Here is a 15,652-nt window from a genome sequence, read left to right on the forward strand (position 1 = left end):
AGTCGAAACATCTGGTTAGGGTACAAGACGGGCCTCAATCGGCCCGTCCCGCCACATATCAGATGCCGAATTGAATATCGCCACGCGAGCTTGTGACCAACCCGTCCATGCAGTTGGGCGTTGTGCCGTCAGAGGCGGTGCATTCTGCCACACTGTTCACCAGCAGGCGCGAGATATCTGCGCAGGGCTGTTCGGCCAGGTCGAACTGAACCACCTTTGTCTTGCCGTCCTGCAACTGGCCGAATTCCAGGATCAGCAGACGTGACACGACACCTTCTTGATCGAACACGGCAACCTCGTACGAAGTTTTCTCCAGCGCGACCCCGGTATTGTTGGTGGCGACATAGGTCAGGCGGCATCCCGCGCCCACATCGCGTGCATTGTTCAGGTCCAGCGCGAAATTCCCACCCTGAGCGTAAACTGGTGCCATCGATAAAGCCGCCGCTGTAATCCCCCCAAGCGCCAGCGATGATAGTGTTCTTAACATATTGTTAACGTGCCCCTCGTTTCGTAGTGCCGTGACAGGCAAGAGCTATCATGCGTTAAGTATTACGCAAAGCCCCGTCTGCGCAATTTTCATCCAGGCAATTCAACTGTCCGAGACAAGGATTAGGGCATGGGTTTGTGGGGACGGTTTGGATGTCAGCGAAACTCGCCAGTGCTCCACGTTGTCCCCGGTCGAATGCGGGCAACGCGGCGCTCAGATTGGTGCATCACATTGGTGGATGGCTCTCGTGGGGTGGCAACGTCAGCCCGTGGCTTGGACGGTCGTGCAACCGGGCGGACCACATCCATGAGCCGTTTGCCCTGTGGCCGCGGGCGCAACACGGGCGGACCGGCCAGATCGGCATCGCGGGCGGATGGTGCGGTGCCGTTTGGTTCGGCCAAGTTACCCACGGACGGCGCTGTCCTGTTGACGATTGAGCGCCGCTCCACATCCTTTGGCCAGCTCAGCTCAACCTCGTCCGGCGGCGTAAGTCCCCGAGTACGGCCGACCTGCGTTTGATCCACGCGTGCTGTCGCTGCCATGCTGCGTGTCTCTGACAAAAAGTCGTTGATGCGTGCGGCATTCGGATCATCGGGCGCATGTGCCGGGGTGGAGGGCGACTGCTGATCGACCGCCACCGGACCTGCAACACCAGGAGATATGGTGTAGAGTGTAACAGACATCGAAACGACGATAGCCGTGCATGCTTTCCCCAGTTTATCAACTCTCAGCCCCACGCGGTTCTCCGCAATTTGCTCTGCTGCCCGTTTCGCCGCGGTGGCAACTTTAAGCCGAGCCAAGGCAAAAAATCGCCATGCAAATAAAATCGATAGCAAGTATAAGCCATTATGAGACTTTTTTACAGCACGATCTTGCTCACCGGGTTCGCTTTTTCAGCCCAAGCCGATTTTTCAGTGTGCAACCAGTCATTTGATGTCGTCAATATCGCTATTGGTCAGGACAACGGTGCTGAGTTTGCCACCGAAGGCTGGTGGACCGTCGGCACCAACCAATGCGCCACTGTAATAAAAGGCGATCTGACCAATCGGTATGTGTATGTCCACGCGACAGATGTGTTTGGTCAGCCGATTTTAGATGGCGTGACGACGATGTGCATCGGCTCCAAACGCTTCACTATCACGGGAATCGACGATTGCTGGCGGCGCGGATACAAAGCCGCGGGCTTCTTCGAGGTGGATACAAAGGCTGTCGAGCGGTGGACATTGTTTCTATCTCCGCTGGATTTTAATTGAACTGCTATCGAAATAGACAAAAAAAGCGAAAAGTCTGGAAAACCCGGCTCCAAGACTCGCATTGGATCCGTAAGCTGACATATATCACGCGTGGGGAGTATGATGCTGTTTTGCAGGGGTTTGACATATTTCATGTTGCGACCATCGCTTAGGTTTGTCTGCCGTATTGTTTTCAAAGTGTCGCGGATTGCTCCGATAGCTGTCATGGCGGTATCGGTGCTCGTCGAGGCGGCTGAAGCACGTCGTCTGGCGTTGGTCGTGGGCAATGCTGACTATGACACCGTCTACTCTTTGAAGAATGCCAAAAGCGACGCGACGGATGTGGCGGCAGCCCTAGAACGGCTGAATTTTGAAGTTACCCTGTTGACCGATATCGATGGCGCTGACTTTTGGAAGCAGCTCGAAGCGTTTGCCACCGATGCGGAAACTGCCGATAGCACGCTTTTCTATTTTTCAGGCCACGCCTTTCAACTAGATGGGGCCAATTATCTTGTCCCGAGCGATGCGCGCCTGACCAGTCGTGCAGCGATCCCGGATCAGACTTGGCGGTTGGATACCATCATAAAAAAACTGCAAAGCCGGGATCGTCAAACACTGATCTTTTTGGATGCCTGTCGCAACAACCCGCTGCCTGTGTCACAGCATGGGGCATCGGGCCAAGGTCTGGCTAAGGTCGAGACTGGTTCGGGCACCTTTGTGGCCTTTGCTACCCAGCCCAACAACACCACATCCGATGGGGTGGGCGACAATAGTCCGTTCACGACGGCTTTGCTAAGTTCCATGGAGAGCAAAGGTATCTCGATCTCGGACATGATGATAGACGTTCGCAATTCCGTAGAAGAGGCGACGTTTGGCAAGCAGACACCGTGGGATCAGTCGTCCCTGCGCGCACAATTCTATTTCAATCCCGAGGTTGAGAGGATCGCACAACTGACCCAGGCCGATTACGAGATGATCGCGCGGCTGGATCCGGATACACGAAACCGTTTGCTTTCGACCCTGACGCGCGCTGGTCTTCAAATTGAAGAAGCCGAGATAGCGGATCAGATCCAGGCGCGCGAGGCCGCCGTCAATCCGGGGCTGATCATTGAGGATGTGCCGGATATCGGAGGAACCGCCGCGCTGCCACGTACAGTTCCGGTGGGACAGCCCGATGATGCACCGGTTGCCGTTGCATCGCAGCCTGGCTTCATCATCGAAGATGTACCTGTCGGTGGCGGTCCGTTTACCAGTACCGCATCCGACCGTGACGGGACTGTCGCAATGGCCCGGCCAGTGTCCCGGGTACGCCAACCGCGCGAGAGCAATTCGGCGCTGGTGCCGCCAAGTCGCCTGCCAGGTGACACTGATCGGACGCCGGTTCTGATGGAGCGGCCGGAGGATGGCCCGAAAGCACGGCTTGATACACCGTCGGCCGCTGGGGAAGTGATACAGACGACGCCAATCAATCAACAATCTCGCGCGGTGACTAACCCGCGTGCTCCGGCTGCTCGGGCATTCGCAGCCACGGCCCGCCCGGCTGTTGACCGCGACTTACCCGCCTACAGCACCGACGGGATGGTCATTCTAGCGTCGATCTCAGCCGACAATATTCTTGAGCCCGCCTTTACGGCTCGGCCCCGCTTGCCTGGCGAAGATCTGACACCGGAAGAAGCCGCGCAACTTGGAATTGTACTGCCGGACGGCCCTGAACTGGTCGGTCGCGACCTGTCCCGTGCCGTACAACAGCAGCTTGCCCGCCTTGGTTGCTACCGCATGCGGGTTGATGGTCAGTTTGGAAAGGGATCAAAACTCGCACTGCTGCGATACTATGGCAACAAGGGCATCGCGCCTGAGGAACTGGACGCGACCAATTCACTGCTCAGCGTGTTGAAAGCGGAACGGCAGGTGATCTGCAAAGGGGCGACGATCCAGAACCAACGCGTGGCCAAGGCGAAACGTACGATCACCAGTAAACGTAAACCTGTGGCGCAACCAGCCGCGGCCAAGCGTGTGACCGCGCCGAAAATAACCAACACGCGCAAGATCACGACAACCCGGACTGTCACCACCTCAACTGGACAGAGCACCGAGAAAAAGATCACGCGCATGAATACCGGGGTTTTTCGGTAGTCTTTGAAGACGGTTGTTGTGACAGCGTTCGCATTTGCGCTGCCGTGGGTTTTCGGACAATCATATAAGCATGATGGACGATTTCGATCCCTGGAAACCGATTGAAAAGCAACCGGCCCAGACGGCGCGGGCCAAGAAAACCCGCGGCGAGGGGAATGGCGTTCCCTGGGGGATAATCCTGGGCATCACTATCCCCGTTTTTGTCATTGCCGGTATCGGGACGTTCATCGCAGCGACCTGGGATCAGTGGTCCTTTGGCAGTGGTACCCCAGTGGTTGAGGTTTCTGAAGAAGAGCTGGATTTCGAACTGGCGGCCATTGAACGCGATGCGCAGGCAGCCAGTTCCGCCTTTGCCGCTGCTTTTGCAGATCTCGCCGGTGATCCCTTGATCATCAGTTTCGGCACCGATGGTGTTGCCACATCCGCAACCAAATTTCCGCGCCCCGCTGCATTGGTTGACCCCACACGGATTGCGCCGACCTTGGTGAAGGTCAGCGATGTCATGGTGTCCCGAGAGGAACGTTTCATCACCACGCTGCCTTCCAGTCAGGAGGATTTTGCGTTCTTCAAAGCGCAGAAAGTGGGGGTGGGGAGCGCGGAGGATGTGCTTGATACGGTTGTCGCCTCTAGCAGTGCCGATGCACAATTGATCGATGATGATGGCGGTTGGGGTGACACGGTCGAAGACAGCGATCAGGATCTGGAGTTCAACAAGACCCGGGTCGAGAACAACACATCGGTCGCCTATGTGCGCGGAGAGAGCCAGCGGACCGATCTGAGCCGCGATATCTTTGTCAAGATTTCCTCCAAGCAATCGCTAGAAATTTTGATGCTTTCAAAGGGCTTTTCCAAGGCGGCGGCCGAAGCTGCCCAGAGGCGCACCGCGGATTTGATGGGGATCGAGGAATTGGCCCTCGGCTCCGTTGTGGCACTTCGCGGCTTGCCCGAGCCAGACGGGCGCATGAACCTTGCACAATTGTCGATTTACAGCGTTGACCAGTTCCACGACAGCATTGCCATTGATCAAGCGGGGGCCCTGGGCATTAGTGCGGATCCATGGCTGGATCAGGATCTTTTCGACTATACCGAAGATCAGGTTGAGGTTGCAGCGCAGGAGCAGAAATACCGGATGCTCGACGCCTTCTATTCGACGGGGATCCGCAATCGCATGCCCGCAACTGTGGTGGGCGAGGCTATCGCGCTTCTGTCCAAGTCCCACGATCTGAATGCCTTTGCCAATCCGGGTGACCGGATGACCGTGATTTATGGAGCTGACCGGATCGAGGAAGAAACGGGTGCAGGCCAGCTGCTTTATATCGCTGTAAAAGGTCCATCAGTAGATATCGAATGCTTTGTCTTTCGGGCCAACGATGGGAATTACGGCTGTTTCGGTGCCACACCTGACAGCGGTGGTGGAGGTGGTGCAGTCAGTGGGATGGTGACCCCCGTGAAAGGTGTGCTGACCTCACGTTTTGGTCCGCGTAACCATCCGATCCTCAAGACAGTCCGCATGCATAGCGGAGTGGATTGGGCCGCGCCGACAGGTACGCCCGTCGCTGCCGCTTTCGACGGCACTGTCAGCTATGCCGGTCCCGGAGGCGGCTATGGTAACTTGATCAAGATAACACATCAGGGCGGGTTCGAAACGCGGTATGCGCATTTGCATAAATTCGTGGCCAAGCAAGGCGACCGCGTGAAGGCCGGTGACATCGTGGGCCAAGTCGGGACCACCGGACGGTCCACGGGGCCGCACCTGCATTTCGAGCTTCACGTCGCGGGCAAAGCCATCGACCCTCTGGCCTCTGCCACGGCATTGGTCGCCCCATCAACCGGTGCGTCGGGCGCCGTTGAGCAACTCGTCAATCAGATCATCAAGGTTGAAAGTGCGGGCAATACCTACGCCAAGAATCCGCTCTCCACTGCGACGGGCCTGGGCCAGTTTATCGAAAGCACCTGGATCCGGATGATGAAAACCTATCGTCCTGATCTGGTGGCCTCCCTCAACCGGGCTGATCTGCTGCGCCTGCGGACTGACCCCACGATCAGTCGCGAGATGGTCAAGAACCTGGCCCGCGAAGGGGAAAGCTATCTGCGGGCCCGTGGACACGCGATCACTGCGGGGCGCCTTTATCTATGTCATTTCCTCGGCGCACAGGGGGCCCATACCGTTTTGTCCAGTCGCGACGAGCAGACATTGCTGGAAGTTCTGGGACCTGGCGTCATACGTGCCAATCCATTCCTGCGCGGCAAGAATGTTGCCTATGTCAAAGCCTGGGCTGAACGAAAGATGGCCGGGCGCAGGGGGGGCGTCGTGGCCGCACTTCCATCCACCCCTATTGTCCGGGAACCTGCGGGCTTGCCCGAGTTTCGCAAGGAGATCCGGGCCCTGCTTACGGCTGGTTGAATGGGCTGGTCCAAGGCATTTGAATAGGGCAGGGTGCCGCCAGTTTCTGACCGGTAAAGGATCCCATGCCCGTGACCTCTTCTCACTCTGACGCGTCTGTTCATGTGCATTTCGACCGTCTTTTGAAACTGGCCAAGATATATCCGCCAATCCCTACCGCCGTCGTTGCGCCTGAAAGCGCCCATGCCCTGGGTGGAGCTTTGTTGGGTGCAGATCATACCCTGATTACTCCGATCCTGATTGGTGACACGACCAAGATCGCCGCTGCGGCAGAGGAGATTGGCCGTTCCATCGACGGCTACGAGATCCTGCACTGCACAGATCACGATGAAGCCGCGGCCTTGGGCGTAGCAACCGTCCGCGAAGGCCGGGCCAAATGCCTGATGAAGGGACAATTGCATACCAGCCAGTTGCTAAGTGCGTGCATGAAACGCGAGATCGGTCTGCGCACCGGGCGGCGCCTGAGCCATGTCTTTGTTCTAGATGTGCCGGGGCAGGATGAGTTGCTCTTGGTGTCGGACGGTGCGATCAACATCCTTCCGGACCTTGAGACCAAGACGGATATCACCCAGAACGCCATCGATCTTGCTCTCGCTGTCGGCATCGAAACACCAAAGGTCGGCATCATGTCCGCGGTCGAAACCGTAAGCGATGCGTTTCCGGCCACCCAGGATGCGGTTGCCTTGGCCCGCATGGCGGATGAGGGCGTGTTGACCGGCGGGCTGGTCGAGGGCCCGTTTGCCATGGACAACGCGGTGAATGTTGAAGCCGCACGGATCAAGGGCAAGCATGGTCCTGTTGCTGGCAATGTTAACGTCTTTATCATGCCGAATATCGAGGCCGGGAACATGGTGGTGAAGTCACTCACATTCCTCGCGGGCGCACAAACTGGCGGGTTGGTCATCGGTGCGGCTTGTCCCATCATTCTAACCAGCCGGGCAGACGACGATCAGGCGCGCCTCGCCTCCTGTATCCTTGCAGCACTGTTCCAGCAAAGCCAGTGCCGCTGATCCAAAGCGACGCGCCCCGACTGCCGGGACGCGCCACCTCTGGAGAGACCGTCGAAGGTTACGCTGCCTTCACGTCGGTCACGAACTCTTCAAGCAGTTTTTCGTTCTTGGCGGCTTCCAGTTGTTGGATGCGATCTTCGGAAATACGCTCATCAAAACGGTATTTGACAAAATTAACCAGCGAGAGCGTCAGAAGCAGGATCCCGATCGCCCAGTAGCCTTTGGTGGACAGATCAATGGGAGCCAGCCAAAGTGACAGGCCAAGCATGCCATAAGAGACGACGATGCCTGCGAAGTTAAATGTGATGATCAGGCCGTTATCGGTGTTGGCTGCGTTTTTCATGGTCTTTTCCTTTGTAATGGGTTGTTTGTGATCAAGGTATTAGGATTTTGACTTCAGGCGCTTGAGTACATCATTGGCCGTGGATCGAGTGGCGCTGCCCATGCCGGCATCGGCCATCCGGTCGGTCAGCGTATCGTGGGACAGGTCGCTGTTGATTTCAGTCAGGATTTGGCTTTTCTCGAACGGGTCGTCGCCGCCAAGCACTTGTTTGATAAGATCATCGGCCTCTTCCATGCTGCCTTGTCCGGCCAGGGTGGTGGACAGATGCATCTGTGACCGCTGTTCGCTGCGCATCGCCCGGGCGGTAATTGCGCCTTGTTTCAGGTCGATGATCCGGCGATGGGCTGCTTCAACCGTTTGGCGCAGGCGCATCACCTTGGCATCGAGGGCGTCAAGCGTGGCGCGGCGTCCGGTTTGCTCATTTTCCATGGTTGCAATCGCCGCTGCCGCCTCGGCCGCCATGTCGTCCCGGTCATCGTCCAGCGCCTGGCGGGCCCGGTCGGTCAGATCGTCGATCCGCGCGGCTAAGTTATCCGCCAGCCGTTGCTCGGATCGCTGGCGTTGGATGAGGGAGGCGAGGGTGCTTTTGGCGGCCCGCAAACCAGTTTCGGATTCACGTATCTTTTGTTCGATCAGCGTAATGGCATTGGCATCGCGCAGGCGCTCTTCGGCTACAGCGGACCGGGCGATGAACAGGGTGCGTAGGGTGGTCAACATAATCTCTCTCCATATTTGAACAGCGTTCAAAATATAGATAGGCGAATTTTGAACGCAGTTCAAGAACTAAATTGAACGACGTTCAATTTCTTGGACTGATCAATTTGAGGACCATCGCGATCATCTCGGAAATTTGTTCCTGGGGCACACCGGCTGTCGCGCGTTCCAGTCCCAAAAGGACGATTCCGTGAACGGAAGAAAATAGCGCTCTTGTGAGCAATTGCACTTGTTCGCCGGAATAGTTGGGGAACAACTCTTGAACCGGGTCTGCAATCACACCGAAAAGCTGTGCCAAGGCCGCGCTGTACCAATCGGGGGCGGTGGCTCCATCGGCGATGTCGATATCGAATAGGGCACGCCACGCATATTCGTTCTCTTGCGCAAAGCGCAGATAGGCATGTGACATCGCGATCAACCGTTCGGTCGGGGTATCACCGCACTGCGCCAACCCTACCTCGATTGTGGCGGCCAATTCCTGGAACGTGCGAATGTTGGCTGCCATGGCAAGGCCCGTCAGATCATCGAATACGTTGTATATGGCGCCAACTGAGCATCCCGCCTGTTTTGCCAGATCCCGGGCTCGCAGGCTTTCAACGCCTGCTGCGCGGATCTGCACTTCGGTCAGGGTGATTAGGGTTTGCCGCAACTCCTCGCGGCGCTCTTCGGTCTTGCGCGCCATATCCGCCTCCATGAACGTGGTTCACCTATCCGAGATGCGATGATTTGAGAAGGTGTAATCCCAATCACCATCTTGCGTATCAGTGCATTCATTGCGACGTTCGATAAAACAGGCAGAGCCAGGGGAGGGGACTGTCATGATCCAGGCCATCTTGTGCCGGCCTTGAGCCGCATCGCGCACATCGATACGTGCCTTTTCCATATACCGCTGGCCGAGGTGCTGGTGGATGCCAAACACGGCGACCACGTTTTCTTTGAATTGATCACCGCAACAGTCCACCTGGAGGATGGCAGCCAAGGAACCGGCTACACCTATACCGGCGGCAAGGGTGGTCATGCGATCAAGGCGATGATCGATCATGATCTCGCCCCGTTTCTGATCGGACAGGAAGGCGGGGCCATTGAAGCGCTCTGTGATGCGATGCAATGGCATGTCCACTACGTCGCGCGGGGTGGAATTGCGTCATTCGCAATATCTGCTGTTGATATCGCACTCTGGGATCTGCGCGGCAAACGCACCAGACAGCCACTTTGGCAGATGGCCGGTGGGGCGGGGCATACCTGCCGCGCCTATTGCGGCGGTATTGATCTGGGTTTTCCGCTGCCCAAATTGCTGGACAGCGTGCGGGGTTACCTTGATCGCGGCTTCAATGGCGTGAAGATCAAAATCGGCCAACCGACCTTGGAGGAGGATCTGGAGCGTATTGCTGCCATCCGCGACCTGATCGGGCCCGACGTCGCCTTCATGGTCGACGCCAACTATTACATGACCGTAGATCAGGCAATCATCGCAGCGCGCGCTTTCAGCCCCTACAATCTGATGTGGTTCGAGGAGCCAACTATCCCCGATGACTATAAAGGATATGGCCGTATTTCCGATGCCACCGGCATGCCGCTGGCCATGGGGGAGAACCTACACACGATCCATGAATTCGAATATGCGTTCGACCAAGCCAAGCTGAGCTTCATCCAACCTGATGCGTCCAATTGTGGGGGCATCACGGGCTTTCTGCAGGTCGCCCATTTGGCCGAACAGCACCGGATCCCGCTCTGCAGTCACGGGATGCAGGAACTGCATGTCAGCCTCGTCTCCAGCCAAACGAATGCTGGTTGGATCGAGGTGCATTCCTTCCCCATTGACACTTATACGACACGTCCGCTGGTTGTTGAAGGTCACCGCGCAGTCGCTCCGGACACGCCTGGCACCGGCGTTACATTCAATTGGCCCAAGCTTGAGGCCGCCAACCTGCTGACTTCCTAAAGGACGATATCCATGACGACCCAAGCCGCCATTTATCGAGGCGATCAGAAATTCTCGGTGGAGCCCGTCACCGTTCCTGCACCTGGCCCGGGTGAGGTGCAGGTTGACGTGGCATATTGCGGAATTTGCGGCACGGATCTGCATATCTATCTTGGCCATATGGATGGTCGTGTCGGTTTTGAGCGCACGATTGGGCATGAAATGTCGGGCCGGGTTGCGGCCTTGGGGGCTGGGGTCGACGGGCTGACGGTCGGCCAGCCTATCGTCGTGCGCCCGCTCGACCATTGTGGCAATTGCCCGGCCTGCCATGCAGGCCACAAACATATCTGCCACAACCTGAAATTCATTGGCATCGACAGCGACGGGGCGTTTCAACAGAAATGGAATGTCCCGGCCCACACGATCCATGCCTTGCCAGATGACCTTGACCTGTCCCACGCCGCTTTGATTGAACCCCTCGCCGTTGCCTGTCATGATGTGCATCGCGGTAAGGTTCGGCCGGGTGAAGATGTTCTGGTCATCGGTGGCGGCCCCATCGGAATGCTGGTTGCCATGGTCGCGCGCGATGCTGGCGCCACTGTGACTGTGGCTGAGATCAATGAGAACCGGCTCGCCTTCGCCCGCGATATTGGGTTCGCGACAATGAATCCCAAGGATACTGACGTCGCCACGGCCATCCATGACGCAACCGGCGGCAAGGGGGCGGATGTCGTCTTTGAAGTGTCGGGCAGCCAACCCGGTGTTGAGTTGATGACCGCCGCCGCGGCCACACGCGGGCGCATTGTCATGGTCGCAATCCATGCCAGCAAACCGCAGATCGACATGTTCCAGTTCTTCTGGCGCGAGCTTGATCTAATCGGTGCGCGGGTCTACGGCCCAGAAGACTACGATCAGGCCATGGCGCTGCTGGCCAAGGGTGTTGTGGATTGCACTGCCTTCATCACCGATATTCAGCCGCTGCGCGATATCCAGGCTGCCTTCAAGACACTGACCGAAAACCCCAATGCAATGAAATCTATGATCAAAATCACGGAGGTTGCATAATGGGCGTTCTCAGCAAGTTTGATCTAACCGGCAAGACGGCTCTTGTAACGGGAGCCAGCCGTGGCATCGGACGTGGCATCGCGGAGGCCTTAGCCGAAGCCGGTGCGGACATCATCGGCGTCAGCGCCACGATGGATCCAGCCTCTGCACCCGTGGGCGAGACCGTTCGCGCCAATGGTCGCTCTTTCGCGGGCTATGCTTGCAATTTTTCGGACCGGTCGGCGGTGAAATCCTTCACTGCTCAGGTCGCCAAGGACCACCCGCAAATCGACATTCTGATCAATAATGCAGGTACCATCCAAAGGACCCCGGCCGCCGATCACCCGGACGAGATGTGGGATACAGTGATCGAGGTGAACCTGAACGCCCAGTTCATTGTTACCCGCGATATCGGGCGCCCGATGGTCGAGCGTGGCTTTGGAAAGGTTATCTTCACGGCGTCCTTGCTGACCTTTCAGGGCGGAATAACCGTGCCGGGCTATGCCGCCTCGAAAGGGGGGATTGGCCAGCTCACCATGGCTTTCGCCAATGAATGGGCAGGCAAGGGCGTGAACGTGAACGCCATCGCTCCGGGTTATATCGATACCGACAATACCGAAGCCCTGCGTGCTGACCCGGTCCGGTCCAAGGCGATTCTCGACCGGATCCCCGCAGGACGTTGGGGAGATCCCGCGGATTTCGGCGGCCCTGCGGTTTTCCTTGCTTCCGAGGCTGCCAGCTACATGCATGGCCATGTCATGTTGGTCGATGGTGGCTGGATGGGCCGCTAGTTCCAGCCCACCATCGGAGACGAGGCGCAAATGCTGCGGATGAGATGACCAAGAGCTGTCTTGGCCGCGCCGACCCCGGTATGATCCTCTCGCTGTTCCATCAGATACCCGCGGAACTAGGAGAGGTCCGTTCCCGCGCTTAAGGCCGAAATCCTCTTTGATTATTCCAACAGCTCTCTTAGGAGCTGAACCGGTCTCCCGTTGATCGGATCGCCAGTAATAACGTGGGCGAGGCTGAGGGGGGGGGGTAGAACCGATTTGAGCAGCTTGAACCCGATTCTGCGGCCATCACGGAGCGGGTCAAAAGGCCAAATCGCCGAATTTCGGCCTGTGTCATTTGGTGCATCCCGTCAAACGGTGCCGCTTGAATTGTGAACCAATAGAATGCGTCACTCCCCAACACGGTTTTGACATAGACGCGGTTTTGTTCATGTTCCGGTGATCCGCGGGGATAATTGATTGCGTCGCGCTCCCCGTCAGACCACGAATGAACGCTCCGTTCCATTGTCCGCCTCGTGCCGGCAAGAAATAAATCCGCGGCACCTGACGTAATATCTGAGGTGCTGGTCAGATAGGTTTCCAGGCCCAGCCTGCGGACCTGATACGCCAAGGCGATCATCGTATCATCGTCAAGCGATCCCGGCATGTCACACTCCACCAGACGTCGGATATTTGGGTTTTGGTCGATGATCGCCCTGAACGCGCCCAATGTGTCGCTGTCGATATCGCCGTTCGTGAAAAGATTTGGACCATCGACCTCAAATTCGGTCGCTGTGTGGCCCGGTCCCTTGCCAGTTGCGCAAACCATCAATCCGGGTAGGGTCAGCAATCATAAGACCTTTCCGGCTATCGGCTGTATCAAGCTGGCATAGGGGTAGGAGTTGATCAATTGGGTTTCTGCCGATCAGCTTCTAGCAGGATGATGCCTCTAAAACGGAGTGCGTCCTTCTTTAAGCGGATCTTGCACGATGCGCGCCTGTCATGTCGTTGGCTGATCAGCAATTTTAAGCTATCCTGCCTGCAAAATAAGGAGGGCGCGGCATGACCCGCATTATTGTCTATCTGATTGTTGCCTTGTCCGTGTGCCTACCTGCCCAGGCCAAAAACCGGCTGGCGCAGAATGGTGCAATCGTCTTGTTCGAGGCGAAGTCCGATGTCGAGTTTCGCGTTTTGGGCCGGGCCGGATTTGGCCCAAGCGATTATTTTTGTGCCGCCGGCGAGTTTGCACGCTTTACTCTCAATGCTCGTCCCGCAGACCGTGTGGTACTGACCAAGCCGCCGACCCGCGATGACCGTACCGTCGGGTTTGAGTTGCGCCGTAACGCAGCGCGTGCAGATGTATTCAACCGCGACGTGTTCCTCACCCTGCGTAAGGCAGGACAAAGCCGCTCTGTCGGACATGCGGATGGTCTGTGCCAGATCAAAAAGTTCCAGTTCTGATCGGCCGAATATTTAAACTGATCCCACGGCGCCAGATGAAGGCACCATCCATGTGGTTCGTTTTTTATGGCGATTTTCGCCATGGTCGGCCCGGCCTAAGCAGACGTGTTGCAGCGCTGTGCGCAGGGTTTGAGCTTTGCGTTGGAGATCATCTCCAAAACCTGCCACGTGAATGAGGTCGAGGCTGCGTTGCGGAGCATTGATCCAAAGATGTGCAACTCAACAAAGGCTCAGTTCCGGATCATCACCGCCCAGGATGATGGGTCATTTACCGACGAAGACACTTGCACCGACCGTGTTTTCAAGAGCGAATGAAAAATGCCCAGCAAGTGGTCAATACATCCTCAAGATTGAGTGGATGGAGCGGGCGGCGGGAATCGAACCCGCGTCATTAGCTTGGAAGGCTAAGGTCTTACCACTACACAACGCCCGCGCAATATCGTGGTGTTATTTGAACAGAACAACTCGGTCAAGGCAGATGTCCGGCGTGGTCTGGCCAAGCGGTTTTCCTCATCCCGGCACACCGGTATATTGACTATTCCGACAATTGAAGTCAGGATTGTATTCAGATCCCAGCCATCCTCAAGGTCAGCCCGGACACGTTCAACGATCTGAAGGCTGACCATGGATTCGCGCAGTCCGACAAAAACATCAGAGCCCAATAGGGACATTACCCGTGACGGGTGCTGGCAAGAACTCCTGACCCATGCCTGGGAGGGATGGTTACCTGAAGATCAGCGCCTTGATGGCTTGCGTCATACGCTTGAGCGACGGTAATGCACGGCTTTGTTCCACCGGGGTACCGGGAGAGACAGGGTTATGTGTGTCATGAGTCCCGCATCTTTACGCTGATCCCCTCGATTGTCGGAAAAATCGGGTCAACATTTGGTGGTACACTTTGATGATGATGGATCCTCATCCCCGTGCCCTCAGCCTTGGGTTGCTTGATCATCTGCCGCCTTGGGAGGCGGCTCTGATCCGGCATCTGCGCCTCTGGTCTGACGGGCCGGAAGGACAACAACGGGTCAGCATGATATATGCCCATGCATTTCCACGCGCAATTGCACAGCAGGAGGTTGCAGCCTTTAATGCGTTGGTCCTGTTGGTTACTGGTCAAGCGCACCGCCCGCTCACCCGCCGCCAAGTCGGATGTTGCAGCATTGGCGCTGATGAGACCGTTTTTGCCCATCTAGTTCGGACAGCTAGCGATGGGCATCTTAACGAAGCCGTTCTGATCGCATCCCTCATGGTGATGCCAGCATGGGCGGAACATGCTGCGCTGCTGGCAGCACAAGTCGGATGCACGACGCGCGATATCGCAAACGGGCGCAAAACGCTGTCAACACACCCGGCCAGCCCGGTTGCAAGGTTGCACTGAGGCAGCTGCCTAACGCGTCAGGATATGGGGCGGAATTGATCAGCCACAGATCGTACAAGCGATGCAAGATTGCGCTGGGCATGGGCTGGGATGCGGGATCGCAGCAGGAACCTGAAGCTGTCATGGTCATCGCGTTGTGCCACTTCCGCCAGGCGGATCAGCCACGCCTCATCAAACGAGATCTGGGCCACGCCCGGACGGTATAGAATTGGTGCGGCACGGAGTATTTGAGACAGGCTCTTCATCAAGATCTCGGCATGGGCCGATTTCGCTATTTGTCTATCGGTTGACAGGGTGGCGCATGCTTCAAACAAATCCGTGCGCGCCGCAGAACGGCAACCTAACCCAACCACGCGCAAGTGATTGAGCAAGTCGCGCAGATGCGGAGCACATTCCTTATCGGGCGTCGCTGCTGGGCAAGGGGCGCTCTGTTCGGGTCTGAGAAGCTGATGTGGCGACATGTCGTGGCCCTGCTATCCGTATATCAGGGAATATCCCTTCAATCCTGAGTATAGTTATTGGGTATCTATCTTTGTCGCAAGAGAGATCACATCAATGTACGCCCAAGGTCGCAATGTCCGGTGGCTGGAGGGGAGCGATCTGTGACAATGACTGACACTCGTGGTGCTGCTCGCCCTTGCTGAAAAGAGCGATTAGAAGCAGCACGCCCGATGGCAATGTTGCGGGGCATAGCCTGTTTGGTTTCTCAGCGTCACGTGATGCGGGTTTGAAGACGGCTGCAGATTTTGCATTCT

Annotated in this window: 17 protein-coding genes and 1 tRNA gene; 10 read left to right on the plus strand and 8 right to left on the minus strand. The window is 57.0% G+C overall.

Annotated elements, in window-relative coordinates; translation table 11 throughout:
- Positions 1–58: 58 nt before the first annotated feature.
- Both IU397_RS14750 and IU397_RS14755 read right to left on the minus strand, forming a co-directional pair.
- The gene (locus IU397_RS14750; RefSeq protein WP_239479823.1) at positions 59–430 is read right to left on the minus strand and encodes a hypothetical protein; all 372 of its coding nucleotides are present in this window, start codon (positions 428–430) and stop codon (positions 59–61) included.
- Positions 431–642: 212 nt separating this feature from the next.
- Positions 643–1,170, minus strand: coding sequence for a hypothetical protein (locus IU397_RS14755; protein WP_204415157.1), 528 nt, complete (start codon positions 1,168–1,170; stop codon positions 643–645).
- 165 nt (positions 1,171–1,335) lie between these two features.
- On the opposite strand from IU397_RS14755, the gene IU397_RS14760 reads away from it, so the two are divergent.
- The 4 genes from IU397_RS14760 (at position 1,336) to IU397_RS14775 (ending at position 7,266) form a co-directional block, all read left to right on the plus strand.
- The gene (locus tag IU397_RS14760; RefSeq protein ID WP_204415159.1) at positions 1,336–1,740 is read left to right on the plus strand and encodes a DUF1036 domain-containing protein; all 405 of its coding nucleotides are present in this window, start codon (positions 1,336–1,338) and stop codon (positions 1,738–1,740) included.
- Positions 1,741–1,944: 204 nt separating this feature from the next.
- Positions 1,945–3,852 carry a caspase family protein gene (locus IU397_RS14765; RefSeq protein WP_204415161.1) on the plus strand — a complete coding sequence of 636 codons (1,908 nt, stop codon included), beginning with the start codon at positions 1,945–1,947 and terminating at the stop codon, positions 3,850–3,852.
- Between the two features lie 70 nt (positions 3,853–3,922).
- Positions 3,923–6,256, plus strand: coding sequence for a peptidoglycan DD-metalloendopeptidase family protein (locus IU397_RS14770; protein ID WP_204415163.1), 2,334 nt, complete (start codon positions 3,923–3,925; stop codon positions 6,254–6,256).
- Positions 6,257–6,327: 71 nt separating this feature from the next.
- Positions 6,328–7,266, plus strand: a complete 939-nt coding sequence (locus IU397_RS14775; RefSeq protein ID WP_370541699.1) for a bifunctional enoyl-CoA hydratase/phosphate acetyltransferase — start codon at positions 6,328–6,330, stop codon at positions 7,264–7,266.
- 58 nt (positions 7,267–7,324) lie between these two features.
- Here IU397_RS14775 and IU397_RS14780 read toward each other — a convergent pair whose 3' ends face one another.
- The 3 genes from IU397_RS14780 to IU397_RS14790 form a co-directional block, all read right to left on the minus strand.
- Positions 7,325–7,609: a hypothetical protein gene (locus IU397_RS14780; RefSeq protein ID WP_204415167.1), complete on the minus strand. Its 285-nt coding sequence runs from the start codon at positions 7,607–7,609 to the stop codon at positions 7,325–7,327.
- Positions 7,610–7,648: 39 nt separating this feature from the next.
- Positions 7,649–8,326: a PspA/IM30 family protein gene (locus IU397_RS14785; protein ID WP_204415169.1), complete on the minus strand. Its 678-nt coding sequence runs from the start codon at positions 8,324–8,326 to the stop codon at positions 7,649–7,651.
- An 82-nt stretch (positions 8,327–8,408) separates the two neighbouring features.
- Entirely contained in the window at positions 8,409–9,005 is a 597-nt protein-coding gene (locus tag IU397_RS14790) for a TetR/AcrR family transcriptional regulator (RefSeq protein ID WP_204415171.1), read from the minus strand.
- 162 nt (positions 9,006–9,167) lie between these two features.
- On the opposite strand from IU397_RS14790, the gene IU397_RS14795 reads away from it, so the two are divergent.
- Genes IU397_RS14795 through IU397_RS14805 form a run of 3 tightly spaced genes read left to right on the plus strand, consistent with a single transcriptional unit; the run spans position 9,168 to position 12,079 of the window.
- On the plus strand, positions 9,168–10,265 hold the full coding sequence (locus tag IU397_RS14795) for a mandelate racemase/muconate lactonizing enzyme family protein (RefSeq protein ID WP_204415173.1): 1,098 nt from the start codon (positions 9,168–9,170) through the stop codon (positions 10,263–10,265).
- Positions 10,266–10,277: 12 nt separating this feature from the next.
- The gene (locus IU397_RS14800) at positions 10,278–11,309 is read left to right on the plus strand and encodes a zinc-binding dehydrogenase (protein ID WP_204415175.1); all 1,032 of its coding nucleotides are present in this window, start codon (positions 10,278–10,280) and stop codon (positions 11,307–11,309) included.
- Positions 11,309–12,079, plus strand: coding sequence for an SDR family NAD(P)-dependent oxidoreductase (locus IU397_RS14805; RefSeq protein WP_204415177.1), 771 nt, complete (start codon positions 11,309–11,311; stop codon positions 12,077–12,079). The genes IU397_RS14800 and IU397_RS14805 overlap by 1 nt, the downstream gene beginning before the upstream one ends.
- Positions 12,080–12,257: 178 nt before the next feature.
- Here the strand turns inward: IU397_RS14805 and IU397_RS14810 are convergent, their stop codons facing one another.
- Positions 12,258–12,908 carry a hypothetical protein gene (locus tag IU397_RS14810; protein WP_204415179.1) on the minus strand — a complete coding sequence of 217 codons (651 nt, stop codon included), beginning with the start codon at positions 12,906–12,908 and terminating at the stop codon, positions 12,258–12,260.
- Between the two features lie 212 nt (positions 12,909–13,120).
- Between IU397_RS14810 and IU397_RS14815 the strand changes: the two genes are divergently transcribed.
- Positions 13,121–13,519, plus strand: a complete 399-nt coding sequence (locus IU397_RS14815; protein WP_204415181.1) for a hypothetical protein — start codon at positions 13,121–13,123, stop codon at positions 13,517–13,519.
- A gap of 108 nt (positions 13,520–13,627) precedes the next feature.
- Entirely contained in the window at positions 13,628–13,834 is a 207-nt protein-coding gene (locus IU397_RS14820) for a hypothetical protein (RefSeq protein ID WP_204415183.1), read from the plus strand.
- Positions 13,835–13,878: 44 nt separating this feature from the next.
- Here the strand turns inward: IU397_RS14820 and IU397_RS14825 are convergent.
- A tRNA-Gly gene (locus tag IU397_RS14825) sits at positions 13,879–13,952 on the minus strand.
- 468 nt (positions 13,953–14,420) lie between these two features.
- On the opposite strand from IU397_RS14825, the gene IU397_RS14830 reads away from it, so the two are divergent.
- Positions 14,421–14,897: a hypothetical protein gene (locus IU397_RS14830; protein WP_204415185.1), complete on the plus strand. Its 477-nt coding sequence runs from the start codon at positions 14,421–14,423 to the stop codon at positions 14,895–14,897.
- 17 nt (positions 14,898–14,914) lie between these two features.
- Here IU397_RS14830 and IU397_RS14835 read toward each other — a convergent pair whose 3' ends face one another.
- The gene (locus tag IU397_RS14835; protein ID WP_204415187.1) at positions 14,915–15,142 is read right to left on the minus strand and encodes a hypothetical protein; all 228 of its coding nucleotides are present in this window, start codon (positions 15,140–15,142) and stop codon (positions 14,915–14,917) included.
- Between the last annotated feature and the right edge of the window lie 510 nt (positions 15,143–15,652).

It is taken from the genome of Actibacterium sp. 188UL27-1, from assembly GCF_016901225.1.
Taxonomy (GTDB): Bacteria; Pseudomonadota; Alphaproteobacteria; order Rhodobacterales; family Rhodobacteraceae; genus 188UL27-1.

Bases quoted from the DNA above. Each gene is read 5' to 3' on its own strand.
- IU397_RS14755 (WP_204415157.1), bottom strand. From the start codon at position 1,170: ATGTCTGTTACACTCTACACCATATCTCCTGGTGTTGCAGGTCCGGTG.
- IU397_RS14800 (WP_204415175.1), top strand. From the start codon at position 10,278: ATGACGACCCAAGCCGCCATTTATCGAGGCGATCAGAAATTCTCGGTG.
- IU397_RS14780 (WP_204415167.1), bottom strand. From the start codon at position 7,609: ATGAAAAACGCAGCCAACACCGATAACGGCCTGATCATCACATTTAAC.
- IU397_RS14770 (WP_204415163.1), top strand. From the start codon at position 3,923: ATGATGGACGATTTCGATCCCTGGAAACCGATTGAAAAGCAACCGGCC.
- IU397_RS14830 (WP_204415185.1), top strand. From the start codon at position 14,421: ATGATGATGGATCCTCATCCCCGTGCCCTCAGCCTTGGGTTGCTTGAT.
- IU397_RS14765 (WP_204415161.1), top strand. From the start codon at position 1,945: ATGGCGGTATCGGTGCTCGTCGAGGCGGCTGAAGCACGTCGTCTGGCG.
- IU397_RS14835 (WP_204415187.1), bottom strand. From the start codon at position 15,142: ATGAAGAGCCTGTCTCAAATACTCCGTGCCGCACCAATTCTATACCGT.
- IU397_RS14750 (WP_239479823.1), bottom strand. From the start codon at position 430: ATGGCACCAGTTTACGCTCAGGGTGGGAATTTCGCGCTGGACCTGAAC.
- IU397_RS14785 (WP_204415169.1), bottom strand. From the start codon at position 8,326: ATGTTGACCACCCTACGCACCCTGTTCATCGCCCGGTCCGCTGTAGCC.
- IU397_RS14760 (WP_204415159.1), top strand. From the start codon at position 1,336: ATGAGACTTTTTTACAGCACGATCTTGCTCACCGGGTTCGCTTTTTCA.
- IU397_RS14790 (WP_204415171.1), bottom strand. From the start codon at position 9,005: ATGGCGCGCAAGACCGAAGAGCGCCGCGAGGAGTTGCGGCAAACCCTA.
- IU397_RS14815 (WP_204415181.1), top strand. From the start codon at position 13,121: ATGACCCGCATTATTGTCTATCTGATTGTTGCCTTGTCCGTGTGCCTA.
- IU397_RS14805 (WP_204415177.1), top strand. From the start codon at position 11,309: ATGGGCGTTCTCAGCAAGTTTGATCTAACCGGCAAGACGGCTCTTGTA.